This is a genomic window from Pedobacter paludis (assembly GCF_003173575.1).
Taxonomy (GTDB): Bacteria; Bacteroidota; Bacteroidia; order Sphingobacteriales; family Sphingobacteriaceae; genus Pedobacter; species Pedobacter paludis.
The window spans coordinates 418,597-432,244 of the sequence record NZ_QGNY01000004.1; the positions used below are offsets into that span (position 1 = coordinate 418,597).

Sequence of the window (13,648 nt, forward strand, 5' to 3'; positions counted from 1 at the left end):
CTTTAAATGTTCAAAATTAATGTGGTTTTATAAGTGTTTCCATTGTTAGAAACCAAAAGTTCGTGTTTATCGGGATAAATTAAATCTAATCTACGCTGAATGTTCACCAAGCCTACACCACTCGAATGATCTTTCTGAGCATGACTGATTTTATTGCTAACCTCAAAACTCAATCGATTATTTTGAACTTTCAACTTTATGCGAACGGGTTGTTTTTCATCATTTACTACGCCATGTTTAAAAGCATTTTCTACAAATGGAATCAACATTAAGGCTGCAACTTTTTGTTCTGCAATTCCATCTGTTGTAAATTCGACATAGAACTTTGGTTCAAACCTCATTTTAAACAACTCAATATAGCTTTCTAAATATTCAACCTCTTTTGTTAGGGTAACTTTCCCATCCGGACTATCGTTTAAAGTGTAACGCATTAAATCCGAAAGGCGTAAAACAGCATTGGCCAGTTTATCAGAAACCGGTATAGCCAACGAATACACGTAATTTAAAGTGTTATATAAAAAATGTGGATTAATTTGGGATTTAAGAAAGGCCAATTCGGATTTTACGACTTCATCCTTAAGTTTTCTATTCGAAATCTCCGACTGGAAGTTTTGCTGAATGCTAAAAACCGCAGCTGGAATTACCAAAAATGAAATGCTATAATAAATATTATCCGAGATATACTTTGCCATAGGTGTATCATCAGAATAATTCTTCATACCAAACCATTGGAAGTATAAAATTTGCTCTATAAAATACCGCATAGCGATGAATAAAGCCATTGTAAATAAAATTCCTAAAATAAGCTGAGGGATTTTACTGCGGTTTAAAAACGATGGATAAAGCCATAAATAACAAACGTAAAATTCTACAATTTGGATAAAATTCATGGAAATATCAAAAGCCGCAGCACTAAGCGTTATGCCTTTAATTAACATTTCTCCATAGAAATATGCTAAAACCAGTACCCAGCAAAGAATGTGAATGGAAATAATTTTGATTTTCTTCATGGTTTAAAGCTAGAAAAAGTATGACCTCGATGGAACTTTGTTATTCCAACACCTTAAAAAATTATCCCAACGCCTATTCTATGTTTAAATATGTTGTTTATAAAACCAACAACATCCAAACATTACAAGCAAAGTGTCCTGAATTTCCTAAAGGAGCTGAGAGTTTTTTGAAACCAATTTTTTCATACATCGAAATTGCCGTTGTAAGTTCAGGGAAGGATTCTAGGTAAATTTCATTATAGCCAAAATGCTGGGCAGATTCTATGCTTTTCTGCATCAGCATTTTGCCAACACCCTTACCTCTAGCTTCAGCAGAAGTGTAAAGCTTTACCAATTCTACACAGCCATCTGGCAAACCTGAAGTTGGATAAATGCCACAACCGCCTATTAAAATGCCATCTTCTTCAGCAATCCAATAGTCAGACTGCTCAACGGTAAAAACATCCGATAGATGATCAGTTGTGGGATCTGTATAAACCGTTCCCGGTTTATCGACCTTGAATTCTCTTAGAACAGTTCTTATCAATTCAGCAAGCACCGCGTTATCTCTTTCCTCTATTTTACGATAGGTAATGGCCATGGTATTTTTTTTCCAAAGTTAAACATCCATCCATATGCTTTAAAGAAAAAATAAACTTAGTAACAAAGCTCTATAAGTACTAAATCGACCGCTCTTAAATAGATTTGTTATTTTGGCGTTATGTTTGCACTACACAATTGCCCGATGTTTTGAGGCAAAAATTCCATTCACTAACACACACACAAAATGAAACAAAAACTATTGCTTTGCCTTTTCACAATATCCATTTTTGGATGTGGAATAAACAGGCAAGCCCAACAGATTAAAGCGCTTGAAGACTGTACTTATAAAATCACAAGCGTTCAACAGGTATTGATTGCGGGAACAGATGTTAAAAGATTAATCGATCAACAAAATTTTAACATTGGAAGTTTGCCTGGTGTTGCTTTGGGTTTATTGAGAAAAGACATTCCACTTAGGGCAAACTTAAACTTGGAGATTACCAATCCATCTGAAAACTTGGCTGCAATTAACCAGTTTGAGTACAAAATCCTGGTCAACAATACCGATTTGGCTGAAGGAATTATCAACCAGAATGTAAGCATTGCCCAAGGACAAACCGTAACAGTTCCTGTTCAGCTTAATAGCAATATTTACAGCTTAATTTCTAGCGGGACTGTTTTAAACGACATTATTAAAGCAGCACAGAAAGGCTCTTCAAAAGATGAAAAGCTCGGTTTGCTCACCATCAAGATTAAGCCGACATTTATGATTGGAAATACGCCGTTTAAATATCCGGGATACATTACCATTAATAAAGACATTAGCAGCAAGATTCTGCTTTAAAATTTGATTCGACTTTCGAAATTTTAACGGGGCTAAGCACTCAGGAAACTTCGAAAGTCTCAAAGATGATTCCCTTCAAAAAAACTTGCGAAGTCTTTCAGCGCTTTGGCCTTTAAAACTTCGCAAGTTAATTTCTTAAAATTTCTTTGTTGGCATTTTAACCATACCCTTAAAGCTATTTTGATCTAAACTTAATTCCAAAGATTTGATTTCTGCAGACGAAAGTTTATTTGGCATAACAGTAGATGTGGCACTCAAGCTTGCTGTTTTGGCTGCGGTAGCTACAAAACTTCCTGTTCTGGCATATAATAAAGCATAAGCCAATAAAGTTTCACTTTCATCACCCCAAGCTTTGGTTAAATCTTCATTTGCAGCCTTATCAACCGTCAAGCCAGAATAATAACCCCCCACACCATTTTTGTTTTTGGTTTCGAATTCGGGAATATACATATCCAGTTTATCAATTCTAATTGGGAAAAATCCAACAGGCTTGCCATAAGTTGTAGCACCAATTAGCTTCACATCCATAACCGGTTTTAAACTATTAATGGTTAATTCGCTCGCAGAAGCTGTTCCGCTTCCTACTATAAAATAAATACGCCCTAAATTTAAGGAGCCAGATTTGGCAAATTTTTCAATATTATCTGCAGAGGTTGGTTGATAATTTAAATCGGCATAGGTAGCATATTTCCCATTTACGCCTGTAGTAAATGTTTGGAGTTTGCCATCATTATCCAACAAAGGCTGATGAATTAATATAGAAGTCTTTCTTTGAGCAGCCGTAATATTCTGAAGGTAATCATTGTAATAATAAGTAAACATGGTATTGCCCGTTTCGGCAGTTGGAGCGGCTAAATTTATAATCTGAGTTGCCGTTGATACATAGCCACCACCGTTATACCTTAAATCTACCACAAGTTCGGTAACGCCCTGAGTAGCGAAGTTTGCAAATGCCGTATTTAAATCAGCCGTAGCATTATTGGTAAAACTATTAAATACAATGTAACCTACTTTTTTGGTTCCTGCCGTATAAATTCCGGTAAAAAGAATCGGCTTAACGGTATAGCTTGCATTGGTAACGGTTACATTCTTAGTAGCATTTGTTAAATCGACAAAAGTTAGGGTTACGCTTGCGTTTGTTCCAAAAATGGCATTATTTAAATAGGTTACATTACTGCTGTTATAGGTTAAGTCGGTTCGCCCATTAACGGCTGTAATTCTACAACCTCGTGTTAAGCCTTGTTGAGCCGCTGGCGAAACTGGATAAACATATTTTACTCTTAAATCTGTAGTTGAGTTGTAGGTTACCGAAAAACCATAATCGTTTGCTGTTCCATTAATATCAGCTTTTAGAGCGCTTGTTTTAGATGCTGTTGTTACATAATCCAAAAAAGAATATTTTGGTTCAGCATATCCGCTTACATATTCATATGATTTGCCCGTTGTTGGATCGTTAGAAAACTGGGTTAAGGCATAAAGTTCAGTTTCATTTGAGCTATATCCTCTCGGATTAAACGCAGCATAGGTTGGCAAAGAATTATACCAATAATAAAGTTCTTTCGAATACAAAAAAATCGAATCTTTGGTAAGCTCATCACGAGTGCCCACCGTAGTAGTGGTAGTCGTGGTTGTTGGTAGTGTTGTATCTTCTGGCGTGGCAGTATTTTTTTTACAGGAAACAAAAATACTCAAGCCTAAAAATGCCAAAACCAAGTAGGGTATGTTTTTATTGTTTTTCATGTGTGTGGATGTGCGGTTATTTGTATATACGGTAAAGCATCTCATTTAGTTGTTATAACAGTAACTTTTTAATTATCAGCAATCTAAATCTAGCAAAAAACGTTATTTCATTATTAAAAGTATCGGTGAAATGGATTTATCTATCGATTAATGAATTTTTATGCTTGATACCCAATTGAATAAATAAATATGAGTTTTAAATGAAGAATGTAAAGAAAGAACACCTGCAAAGTAAAATATGTTTGGTCTGTTTAAAACCTTTTTCCTGGCGTAAAAAATGGGCCAAAAATTGGGGTGATGTAAAATATTGTAGTGACCGTTGCAGAAGAGAAAAACAATCTAAATCAGATTGAGCTATTAAATCTAATATTGCTAAAATGCCCCTTAAATATGTCGCCTTTACACCGTAGTTTTTTATAAAAAGAGTTTCATATTTGAATATAAAACGAAGATCATGGATAAAATAAAAATCAGCATCGAAATTAATGCTCCAGCAGAAAAAGTTTGGGCTGTTCTTTTGGGAAAAGATTCTTATCCTGAGTGGGCTGCCGTATTTGCAGAAGGCTCCAAAGCAGAAACAGACTGGCAAAAGGGAAGTAAAGCTTTATTTCTAGATTCTAATAATGAAGGAATGGTTTCAAGAATTGCCGATAATATTCCAAACGAATTTATGTCAATAGAACATTTAGGTATGATTAAGGACGGCAAAGAAGATTTAAATCATGAATGGAGCGGTGCAAAAGAAAATTACAACCTCAGCGAAAAAGATGGGAAAACTGAATTATTAATTACCATGGATAGTAATGCAGAAATGCAGGCTTATTTCGAAGAAACATGGCCAAAGGCTTTGGATAAGATAAAGTTGTTGTCAGAAAACAAATAGTTAATCTTCCAACACTTGTCGTCCGACCATTATTTTTGTTTCATTACATTGCTGGAATTTTCATAAAGATTAGTTTTTTTAATTGTCCGTTGAACTTGCAAATAATATTTAGCTGCAATTTTCTACCGCTCTTCTTGCCCTTTAAGCCAGATACCAAGTTTATTTTCCCTTGCATACTGTTCTGCCGTCTTTATTTGCTCAATAAAAATATTATATCCTTTTTTATCCACAAAAACTTTAACATCAGGTTTTTCATCTTCATATGATTGCTTCTCACTTTTTTCCATTTCATCCCAAGCCTTTGGTCTTATCATAGTTCCACCAGGGAAACAGCCATTTTTTATTAAATAGTTATTCAAAGTATCTTTACGATCTATTACCCAACAATAAATTATTTTTGAATCTTGCTCTTGGATTTGTGATGGCCCAAAAGAAGAAACCGGAACCACGAAGGCATTCCGATGCTTACTTAACCAATCAATGATCAGAGAGTCTGAATTTTCTGATCTGGGCGTTCTAAAAAATCCTGACCCAAGTAAACAATAAGTATTCTTCGGCTCCTTGGAAATCGTTCCGAAAATAGATTTAAACTTAAAATCAGAAATTCTTAAATGTTCTTTAGCTTTTTGGCCTTTGCAACTATTTAAAGTTAAAAGCAAGTACAGAATTAGGTATGTCGATATTCGCGTCATTTTGATTTTTTTATGTAGCATAAAATACTGAACATGATTATTGTAATCGTTATTCGCTATTTTTTTCAATAAGTTGAACCATACTTTTATTAAATGTAGAAATTTTAGTATCCAATGGAGCAAAAAATTCTAGGTCTGCATTTTCTACTTCAACAAGTCCCTTTTGCAAAACAATTTCGCCACTAGGCGTTAATTTAATGGTTTTTGCCCTTGTGTCTTTTTCATGTTCTTGCCGCGTTATAAAGCCCTTATCTTCTAATGTTCGCAATACTTTAGATACCATCATTCTATCTGCATTGCTTTGGTTGGCAATATCTACTTGTGTAACTGCACTGCTCGTTTTTGATAGCCAGCCTAAGGCAGCCAACAGAACAAACTGTGTTTGCGTCAAGTCTAATGGATCTAGGCATTTCTTTAGTTTACGTTGCCAAAGCATGGTAACTTGTCCAAGCAAATAACCTGGACTATCTTTCGGACTTTTAAAATGAAATTCTATTTCTTTAGGCATAATGATGTTTAAGCATTCGTGATGAAATTAACTCAAAGTCGTGATTATTTATTTCAAAGAAACCAAATCGGAATGGATAACCCCAACTTTTTTTATTTTGAATAAAATTCAAATCCTCAATTAAAGGAAGAATTGAAATATCTTCACATGGCAAAAATTCGATATTGCGCCTTGAAGGGCAAAAGTCTTCCGAAACGTGAAACTGATAAACTTCATCATCAATTACCTTTCCGAGCGCCGTAAATTCTTGGCATTTGTCTGGCATACCAAGTGTTTGTTTCCCCGAATAATAAATTACAAAATCTCCCTTCTTCATTCGCTTTAATGGGGAAGATTTTCCGTGGCAGGCCTGAGCAATTCCTTCAGCAATCCCATTTTTTACATGATCTTTTGAGGCCACAACTATCCAGTATTTTAAATTTCTCTCCTTCATTCGGCGCTGTTTTAGTTTGTTTCCAAAAAAGTAATAATATAACCATCCGGATCTTGGACCATCAGCGTTTTACCAAAAGGTGTCTGGTTGATGCTTCCTAAAACAATTAGGCCTTTTTCTGAAAACTGATGTTGCAGCACTTCAATTTTTCCATCAATAGCAAACCAAAGTGAAGCGCCAACACCGAACTCTTTGTCGTTTATATTTCCAATGGGTGTTCTTATGGCAAAACTGGCTTCTCCCTTATTGTACTTAAAAACGCAAGCATGTGGATTGCTCATTTCGGATGCTTCAAATCCCAGTTTATCGATATAAAAAGCTTTTGATACTTCTAAATCTCTTACTTGAAGAGATGCAAATTCTAATTTTCTCATTTAAATTTATTTTTGTTGTCACAAATATAATATACTCGACAACATAAAACGAATATTTTTTTAATTTTTAAATGAGGAAGAAAAATTTACAGTCGTTTCCAAAGATGAGGATTGGAAATGGCTTTTAGACTTGGTTTAGATAATAAGACGGACCATAGAAAACCAAAAAAGCCTTACATTTCTGTAAGGCTTTGGGTTGTGGTGCCTGCTGGAATCGAACCAGCGACACAAGGATTTTCAGTCCTTTGCTCTACCGACTGAGCTAAGGCACCAACCGTTTGGGATTGCAAATGTAGCGTTCTTTTTTCAAAAGCAAAATTTTTTTTCAAAAAAATCCCTGTGCCACTGATTATCAATTAATTAATTTTTTTTGGCATTTTTAATCTTCAGATTTTAATAAGCATAGAATGAATCCAAACAAAAAAATTATAGATTTTTTTATGCATGCATAGTAATTTATTTGAATTAAATATCCTAATTTAGCGCTACAAACCTAAAATGCATGGTGGCTCAAATCCTTTTTCTTGTATTTACACTTGCAGCAATTGTGCTGTTTACCGTTAATTTTCGAAAAATTATCCGCAATATCCGTTTGGGTAAGGCAGTAGATCGTAATGATCAACCTCAAAAAAGATTAATGACAATGATTAAGGTTGCCTTTGGTCAATCTAAAATGGTTGTTCGTCCTATACCTGCCTTTTTGCACTTCTTCGTTTACGTTGGTTTTGTAATCATCAACATCGAAGTTTTAGAAATTATGATCGATGGACTTTTTGGAACACACCGTATTTTTCACGGACTTGGTGGTTTATACGATTTTTTAATCGGCTCTTTCGAAATTTTAGCCTTAACCGTTTGGCTTTCTTGTGTTATTTTCTTAATCCGCAGAAATATCTTAAAATTAAAACGTTTCAGAGGCACCGAGATGACAGCCTGGCCAAAATCAGATGCCAATTATATTTTAATTACCGAAGTTTTGCTGATGACTGCATTCTTATTGATGAATGCCGCCGATGCAAAATTACAGACTCTAGGCGTTGGCCATTACGTTACCGCAGGTTCTTTCCCAATCAGTCAATACTTACAAGCCTTATTACCTTCGTCAGAAAATGCATTAATCATGTTAGAACGCGGTTGTTGGTGGTTTCACATTTTGGGGATTTTAGCTTTTTTAAACTACCTGCCCTACTCAAAACATTTCCACATTCTTTTCGCTTTCCCAAACACTTATTTTTCAAATTTGGAGCCAAAGGGAGAATTTACAAATATGCCTTCAGTTACCAATGAAGTGAAAGCGATGTTAGATCCCTCTTTTGTTCCTGCAGAAACTGAACCGGGTAAATTTGGAGCTAAAGATGTGACGGATTTGACTTGGGTAAACTTAATGAATGCCTATACCTGTACAGAATGTGGTCGCTGTACCTCGGTTTGTCCCGCAAATATTACAGGTAAATTATTATCGCCAAGAAAAATTATGATGGACACCCGCGACCGGATTACAGAAGTTGGAAAAAACATCGACAAACATGGTGCAGAGCATCAGGATGGAAAATCTTTATTGGATGATTACATTACAAGAGAGGAAATTTGGGCATGTACAAGTTGCAATGCCTGCGTTCAGGCTTGTCCGGTAAATATCGATCCTTTACAAATTATTATGGAATTGCGCCGCTTTGCTGTAATGGAAGAATCGCAGGCGCCAGCAAGTATTAACGCCATGATGGGAAATATTGAAAACAATCAGGCACCTTGGAAATATTCTCCAGCTGATCGTTTTAATTGGGCAGAAGGAAACTAATACCGGCCTGATACTTATAATAATTACCTGATACTAGAAACTAGATACTAAACATTCGATACTAAAGAAATGGAATTTAAAGTCCCTACAATGGCCGAAATGATGGCTGCAGGCGAAGAACCGGAAATCTTATTTTGGGTGGGTTGTGCTGGAAGTTACGATGAAAGAGCGCAAAAAATTACCCGAGACATCTGCAAGATCTTACATCATGTAGGGATAAAATATGCTGTTTTGGGTACGGAAGAAAGTTGCACTGGTGATCCTGCAAAACGTGCCGGAAATGAATTTCTGTTTCAAATGCAGGCCATGACCAATATCGAAGTGCTAAATGCCTACAACATTAAAAAGATAGTTACGGGATGTCCTCATTGTTTCAATACCATTAAAAATGAATATCCAGGCCTGGGTGGAACGTACGAAGTGATTCATCATACCCAGCTTATTCAGGATTTAATAAACGAAGGAAAGCTTAAAGCTGAAGGTGGTGAGAGTTTTAAAGGCAAAAAGATTACCTATCATGATCCTTGCTATTTAGGTCGGGGAAATGGAATTTACGAAGCACCAAGAAAAGCATTAGAAGTTTTAGATGCGCAATTGGTAGAAATGAAACGTTGCAAAAGCAATGGTTTATGCTGTGGTGCCGGTGGCGCACAAATGTTTAAAGAACCTGAAAAGGGAAATAAAGACATCAATGTAGAACGTATTGATGAGGCACTGGAAACCAATCCACAGGTTATTGCGGCTGGTTGTCCCTTCTGTATGACCATGCTTAGTGACGGCATCAAATTAAAGGATAAGGAACAGGAAGTTAAGGTATTGGATATAGCAGAGATTACCGCAAGAGCAAACGGACTTTAAACCCCTAAATCCCCTAAAGGGGACTTTGACTTTCTACCGTCATGTAAAGTGCAACCAGTGCCCAATGCTGATGCTTCACCAACCTAAAACATATTGATTCTGGTTGGCGAACCTCCAGATATGGAAAAGGGTTTAAGCGCCTAAATCCCCTAAAGGGGACTTTGACTTTCTACCGTTCATAAAAATTGCAAGAAGTACCCAACTATGAAAAAAGGTTGGTTATAATATTTTTCGCTATGATTACAGAAGCGCCTAGTTTTTGCTATCGTTGTGTAAAGCCCTTTTAGGTGGTAATAGTTCTATCTACGGAAAGGGTTTGATTTTTTTTGCCCTAGCTTATAAGCGCATAGTTTTTGCTATCGCTAGGAAAAGCCCCCTTTAGGGGGTTTGGGGATTTATTTTATTTAGACTCTCCCTTATCCTGTTTAAATCCTCAGCTTCTATATTTTTAACCGGAATGGTTATTTGTGTTGCCATAGAATCTACATCTCCTCCCTTGTCTTTATAGGTTTGCACAATCACATCATCACCTTTGGTATGCAGACACAACTTCCCAGATTCGGTACTGCCATAATAATCCATATCTTTAAACTTAGCCAGCTTAAACGCGAAATACTCTGTTTTACCATTATTAAAATATCGCTTGTATCTACAAAAACCATTGTTAGTAACATTTAGCTCATAGCGCTTTATCTGGTTGCTTTCCTGACTAAAATCGTAATGATCGGTTAAAGACTTTTGCAGATATCCAACATACTCATCAATAGAATCTGAATCGGAAAAAGCGCATAGAAATAGGCAAAAGGCTGGAATAAGAAGTAATTTCAAGCTCAATGTAAACTTTTTCATAAGGCTGATATTTTAGACAAAGCAAATTAAATAAAATCATAAATTTGTATATGAGTTTTTCTCCACAATCTAGAGTTTGGATCTACCAAAGCAACCGTAAATTTACATCAGCTGAAGAAACCGAGATCCTTAAAAAATTAGAGTCTTTTACCAATCAATGGAAAGCTCATGGTAACGAATTGCTTGCAAAAGCCGAAATCCGTTATGGCTTCTTTATTATTCTTACTGTTGATGAAACTCAGGCAAACGTTACAGGTTGTTCTATCGATAGTTCCGTGCGGTTAATAAAAGAAATTGAGCAAGAATACAACATAGATCTTTTTAACCGATTTAATATTGCTTATAAAGTAAATGATGATGTTATTGTTAACAGCAAGGAAGATTTCGAAACGTTGGTAAACATAAAGCAAGTTACACCCGATACGATTGTGTTTAATAATATGGTGCAGACTTTGGCCGATTTGAATACAAAATGGGAAGTTCCATTTCAAAACAGCTGGCATTCAACCGTTTTTGCTCACTTATTATAATCCGTTATTGTTACAATCATTTTCAAAACCTTTATCTCTATTCGTATTTAATTCTCATTACGTCAAACAATTAGCCCGTAAAAAATATTATATTGCTTAAACCAATTAATATTTATGAAACGCTGGCTCAAAATCTCCTTAAAAATACTTTCGGTACTGCTCTTGTTAGTTATTCTAACCTGGTTAGCTGGAGCGTTTTACATCAGCCGGAATAAAAAGGAAGTGTTGGCCTCTATACTAGAGCAGTTAAACAAAAATCTTAATGGAAAAATTACGGCCACAAGTATGGAACCAACTTTGCTTAAAAGTTTTCCGGGTGTTTCCGTTTCTTTAAATGGCGTTTTATTGAGAGATAGTTTATGGGCAAGGCATAAGCATGATTTGTTAAAAGCTCAGGATATTGATGTTTCGCTGAACGTGCTCTCACTTATAGTAGGTAATATTAACATTAATCAAATTGCCATAAACGATGCTTCAATTTACATTTATACCGACTCTTCAGGTTACAGCAACACCAGTATTTTTAAAAGTAAACCAAAAGGAGAAAAAAAATCCTCTTCAAAATCCTCGGCGCTTGAGGTTAAAAAAATAGACTTTAACAAGGTTAACCTTGTACTGGATAACCAAAAAAGATTTAAGCTTTTCAATTTCAATATTGATCAGATTCAAGGCAGAATGCAATATCCTGACAGCGGTTGGACGGGCAAGATCAAACTTAAAACCCAGGTTAATAATTTTGCATTTAACACCAGAAAGGGAAGTTTTTTAAAGGATAAATCGCTTGAAGGAACACTTTCGGCACATTACAGTAGAGATTTAGATGCCGTAATTCTAGATCCTGAAGTATTAAATATTGGAGGCCATCCTTTTAAAATCGGAGCTAAGATAGAGCTTGACAAATCTGCTTTTGCCATAAGTATTGCTGTTGATGATATTCTATTTAGAGATGTTGCACTTTTGTTATCTCCAAATATATCTTCAAAACTCTTAAAGTTCGGAATAGCCAAACCCATTGATATCCGAGGAAATATAGTTGATGATGGCTCCGGGAAATATGGTGACCCATTGATCAAAGTTGGCATAAAAGTTAGAGACAATGCGGTTACTATTCCGGCCGGAACTTTAACGGCATGTAATTTTGATGGTGCTTTTACCAATCAGGATACCGTTGGCGGAATAATTGGAGATGAAAATTCATCTATAAAGTTCAGTAAACTTACCGCCAAATATTTTAATGCGCCGTTAAGCATAGAAACTTTTACCGTAAATAATCTCTCCCGCCCTATTGCTACAGGTTTAGTAACCTCTCAGTTTCCTCTATCCAACTTAAACAATTCGCTAGGAACAAATGATTTTGAATTTAAAAATGGAACGGCGAACCTAAGGCTTTACTGTCAGGCCGATATCGATAATTTCAGATTTACAAAACCTGTGGTATCTGGAAAAATAGACATTGCCGATGCGGATATTTTATATGTTCCCCGCAAATTGCATCTGGTAAAAAGTGCGCTGAACATTAAGTTCGACCAAAATGATTTATCCATCCAAAACGGTCATTTTCAATTGGGAAAAAGCGAACTTAATGTAAGCTGTAACATCGCAAATTTTGCAAATTTATATTATACCGATCCAGATAAAATTCTGGTTAATCTAAAAATGCATAGTCCACAGTTATACTTAAATGAGTTTTTACCCTTTTTAGGACCAAGGAGCACAAAGAAAAAAACCAAGTCGAATAATTCTATGAAGGCCGCTTCTAAAGAACTAAGCAATGTTTTAGAAGTCTCCAAAATGAATATTCGCTTGACTGTAGATAAAGCCATTTACGATAAATTTACCGCTAAAAATCTTGATGCAGACATCTCGTTACGTGGCGAAGGCATTTTCTTTAATAAGATTAGCGTGGCACATGCCGGCGGATTACTTTCTTTAAATGGAAGCATTATTCAGGAATCAGCCTCCAATAGCTTTAAAATTAACTCTAAAATTAGCCATGTAAGCGTTAAAGATTTTTTTTACTCCTTTGATAATTTTGGACAGAACACCATTACCAATAAAAACTTAAAGGGTTATCTATCATCATTGGTTAACATTTCTGGGCGAATCTCTCATACCGGCAAGATCCTTCCACGTTCAATAAATGGAAAAGTAGTTTTTAACCTAAACAATGCAGCGCTGGTTAACTTTGATCCGATGGTTAAGGTAGGAAAGTTCGCTTTTGCCAATAGAAATCTCTCTAATGTGGAAATTAAAAATCTAGATGGAACCCTGAATATTAAGGGCGATAAGGTTGAGATTAGTCCTATGCAGATAAATTCTAGTGCCATGAATTTCAATGTAAAGGGTGTTTATGCACTAGGCCCAGGAACAGCAGTTGAAATGGATATTCCGCTGAGAAATCCGAAAGGTGATGAAAATTTAACTAAAAGTGAAAAACGCGAAGCCAGAATGCGTGGCATAGTATTGCACCTAAAAGCAGTTGATGACGAAAAAGGTGGAATTAAAATTAGGTGGAATAAGGACCATGACTAAGACATGTAAAATGGATGATAGACTATTGACAATGGCAAATTGCTACCCATCTTACCTCTTCCATTTAACATCTTA

15 protein-coding genes and 1 tRNA gene are annotated in these 13,648 nt (G+C 35.7%); 7 read left to right on the forward strand and 9 right to left on the reverse strand.

Annotated elements, in window-relative coordinates; translation table 11 throughout:
* Positions 1 to 2 precede the first annotated feature (2 nt).
* A complete protein-coding gene (locus DF947_RS13185) occupies positions 3 to 1,010 on the reverse strand; it encodes a sensor histidine kinase (protein WP_109930494.1) in 1,008 nt (335 codons plus the stop codon).
* A gap of 97 nt (positions 1,011 to 1,107) precedes the next feature.
* Positions 1,108 to 1,590: a GNAT family N-acetyltransferase gene (locus tag DF947_RS13190; protein ID WP_109930496.1), complete on the reverse strand. Its 483-nt coding sequence runs from the start codon at positions 1,588 to 1,590 to the stop codon at positions 1,108 to 1,110.
* 186 nt (positions 1,591 to 1,776) lie between these two features.
* Here DF947_RS13190 and DF947_RS13195 point away from each other — a divergent pair, with 186 nt between their 5' ends.
* A complete protein-coding gene (locus tag DF947_RS13195) occupies positions 1,777 to 2,376 on the forward strand; it encodes a hypothetical protein (RefSeq protein ID WP_109930498.1) in 600 nt (199 codons plus the stop codon).
* 135 nt (positions 2,377 to 2,511) lie between these two features.
* On the opposite strand, the gene DF947_RS13200 is transcribed toward DF947_RS13195, so the two are convergent.
* Positions 2,512 to 4,116, reverse strand: coding sequence for a S41 family peptidase (locus tag DF947_RS13200; RefSeq protein ID WP_109930500.1), 1,605 nt, complete (start codon positions 4,114 to 4,116; stop codon positions 2,512 to 2,514).
* A gap of 200 nt (positions 4,117 to 4,316) precedes the next feature.
* Here DF947_RS13200 and DF947_RS13205 point away from each other — a divergent pair, with 200 nt between their 5' ends.
* Positions 4,317 to 4,469 carry a DUF2256 domain-containing protein gene (locus DF947_RS13205; protein WP_109930502.1) on the forward strand — a complete coding sequence of 51 codons (153 nt, stop codon included), beginning with the start codon at positions 4,317 to 4,319 and terminating at the stop codon, positions 4,467 to 4,469.
* Positions 4,470 to 4,570: 101 nt separating this feature from the next.
* Entirely contained in the window at positions 4,571 to 4,999 is a 429-nt protein-coding gene (locus tag DF947_RS13210) for an SRPBCC family protein (protein WP_109930504.1), read from the forward strand.
* Positions 5,000 to 5,121: 122 nt separating this feature from the next.
* Here the strand turns inward: DF947_RS13210 and DF947_RS13215 are convergent, their stop codons facing one another.
* From DF947_RS13215 to DF947_RS13235, 5 genes are all read right to left on the reverse strand, one after another.
* Positions 5,122 to 5,658: a hypothetical protein gene (locus DF947_RS13215; RefSeq protein ID WP_146202915.1), complete on the reverse strand. Its 537-nt coding sequence runs from the start codon at positions 5,656 to 5,658 to the stop codon at positions 5,122 to 5,124.
* Positions 5,659 to 5,740: 82 nt separating this feature from the next.
* A complete protein-coding gene (locus tag DF947_RS13220) occupies positions 5,741 to 6,199 on the reverse strand; it encodes a MarR family winged helix-turn-helix transcriptional regulator (RefSeq protein WP_109930508.1) in 459 nt (152 codons plus the stop codon).
* Entirely contained in the window at positions 6,192 to 6,632 is a 441-nt protein-coding gene (locus DF947_RS13225; RefSeq protein ID WP_109930510.1) for an EVE domain-containing protein, read from the reverse strand. Before DF947_RS13225 ends, DF947_RS13220 begins: the two co-directional genes overlap by 8 nt.
* Positions 6,633 to 6,643: 11 nt before the next feature.
* A complete protein-coding gene (locus tag DF947_RS13230; protein WP_109930511.1) occupies positions 6,644 to 7,006 on the reverse strand; it encodes a VOC family protein in 363 nt (120 codons plus the stop codon).
* Between the two features lie 199 nt (positions 7,007 to 7,205).
* Positions 7,206 to 7,278 (reverse strand) — tRNA-Phe (locus DF947_RS13235).
* Between the two features lie 230 nt (positions 7,279 to 7,508).
* On the opposite strand from DF947_RS13235, the gene DF947_RS13240 reads away from it, so the two are divergent.
* Together DF947_RS13240 and DF947_RS13245 are read left to right on the forward strand one after the other, a co-directional pair.
* Positions 7,509 to 8,804 (forward strand): (Fe-S)-binding protein, encoded by a 1,296-nt coding sequence (locus tag DF947_RS13240; RefSeq protein ID WP_109930513.1) that lies wholly within the window; start codon positions 7,509 to 7,511, stop codon positions 8,802 to 8,804.
* 69 nt (positions 8,805 to 8,873) lie between these two features.
* On the forward strand, positions 8,874 to 9,662 hold the full coding sequence (locus DF947_RS13245) for a (Fe-S)-binding protein (RefSeq protein ID WP_109930514.1): 789 nt from the start codon (positions 8,874 to 8,876) through the stop codon (positions 9,660 to 9,662).
* 378 nt (positions 9,663 to 10,040) lie between these two features.
* Here the strand turns inward: DF947_RS13245 and DF947_RS13250 are convergent, their stop codons facing one another.
* On the reverse strand, positions 10,041 to 10,511 hold the full coding sequence (locus DF947_RS13250; RefSeq protein WP_109930515.1) for a hypothetical protein: 471 nt from the start codon (positions 10,509 to 10,511) through the stop codon (positions 10,041 to 10,043).
* Between the two features lie 50 nt (positions 10,512 to 10,561).
* On the opposite strand from DF947_RS13250, the gene DF947_RS13255 reads away from it, so the two are divergent.
* Together DF947_RS13255 and DF947_RS13260 are read left to right on the forward strand one after the other, a co-directional pair.
* Positions 10,562 to 11,041, forward strand: a complete 480-nt coding sequence (locus DF947_RS13255) for an ABC transporter ATPase (RefSeq protein ID WP_109930516.1) — start codon at positions 10,562 to 10,564, stop codon at positions 11,039 to 11,041.
* 114 nt (positions 11,042 to 11,155) lie between these two features.
* Positions 11,156 to 13,573 (forward strand): AsmA family protein, encoded by a 2,418-nt coding sequence (locus DF947_RS13260; protein ID WP_109930517.1) that lies wholly within the window; start codon positions 11,156 to 11,158, stop codon positions 13,571 to 13,573.
* Positions 13,574 to 13,648: the final 75 nt, after the last annotated feature.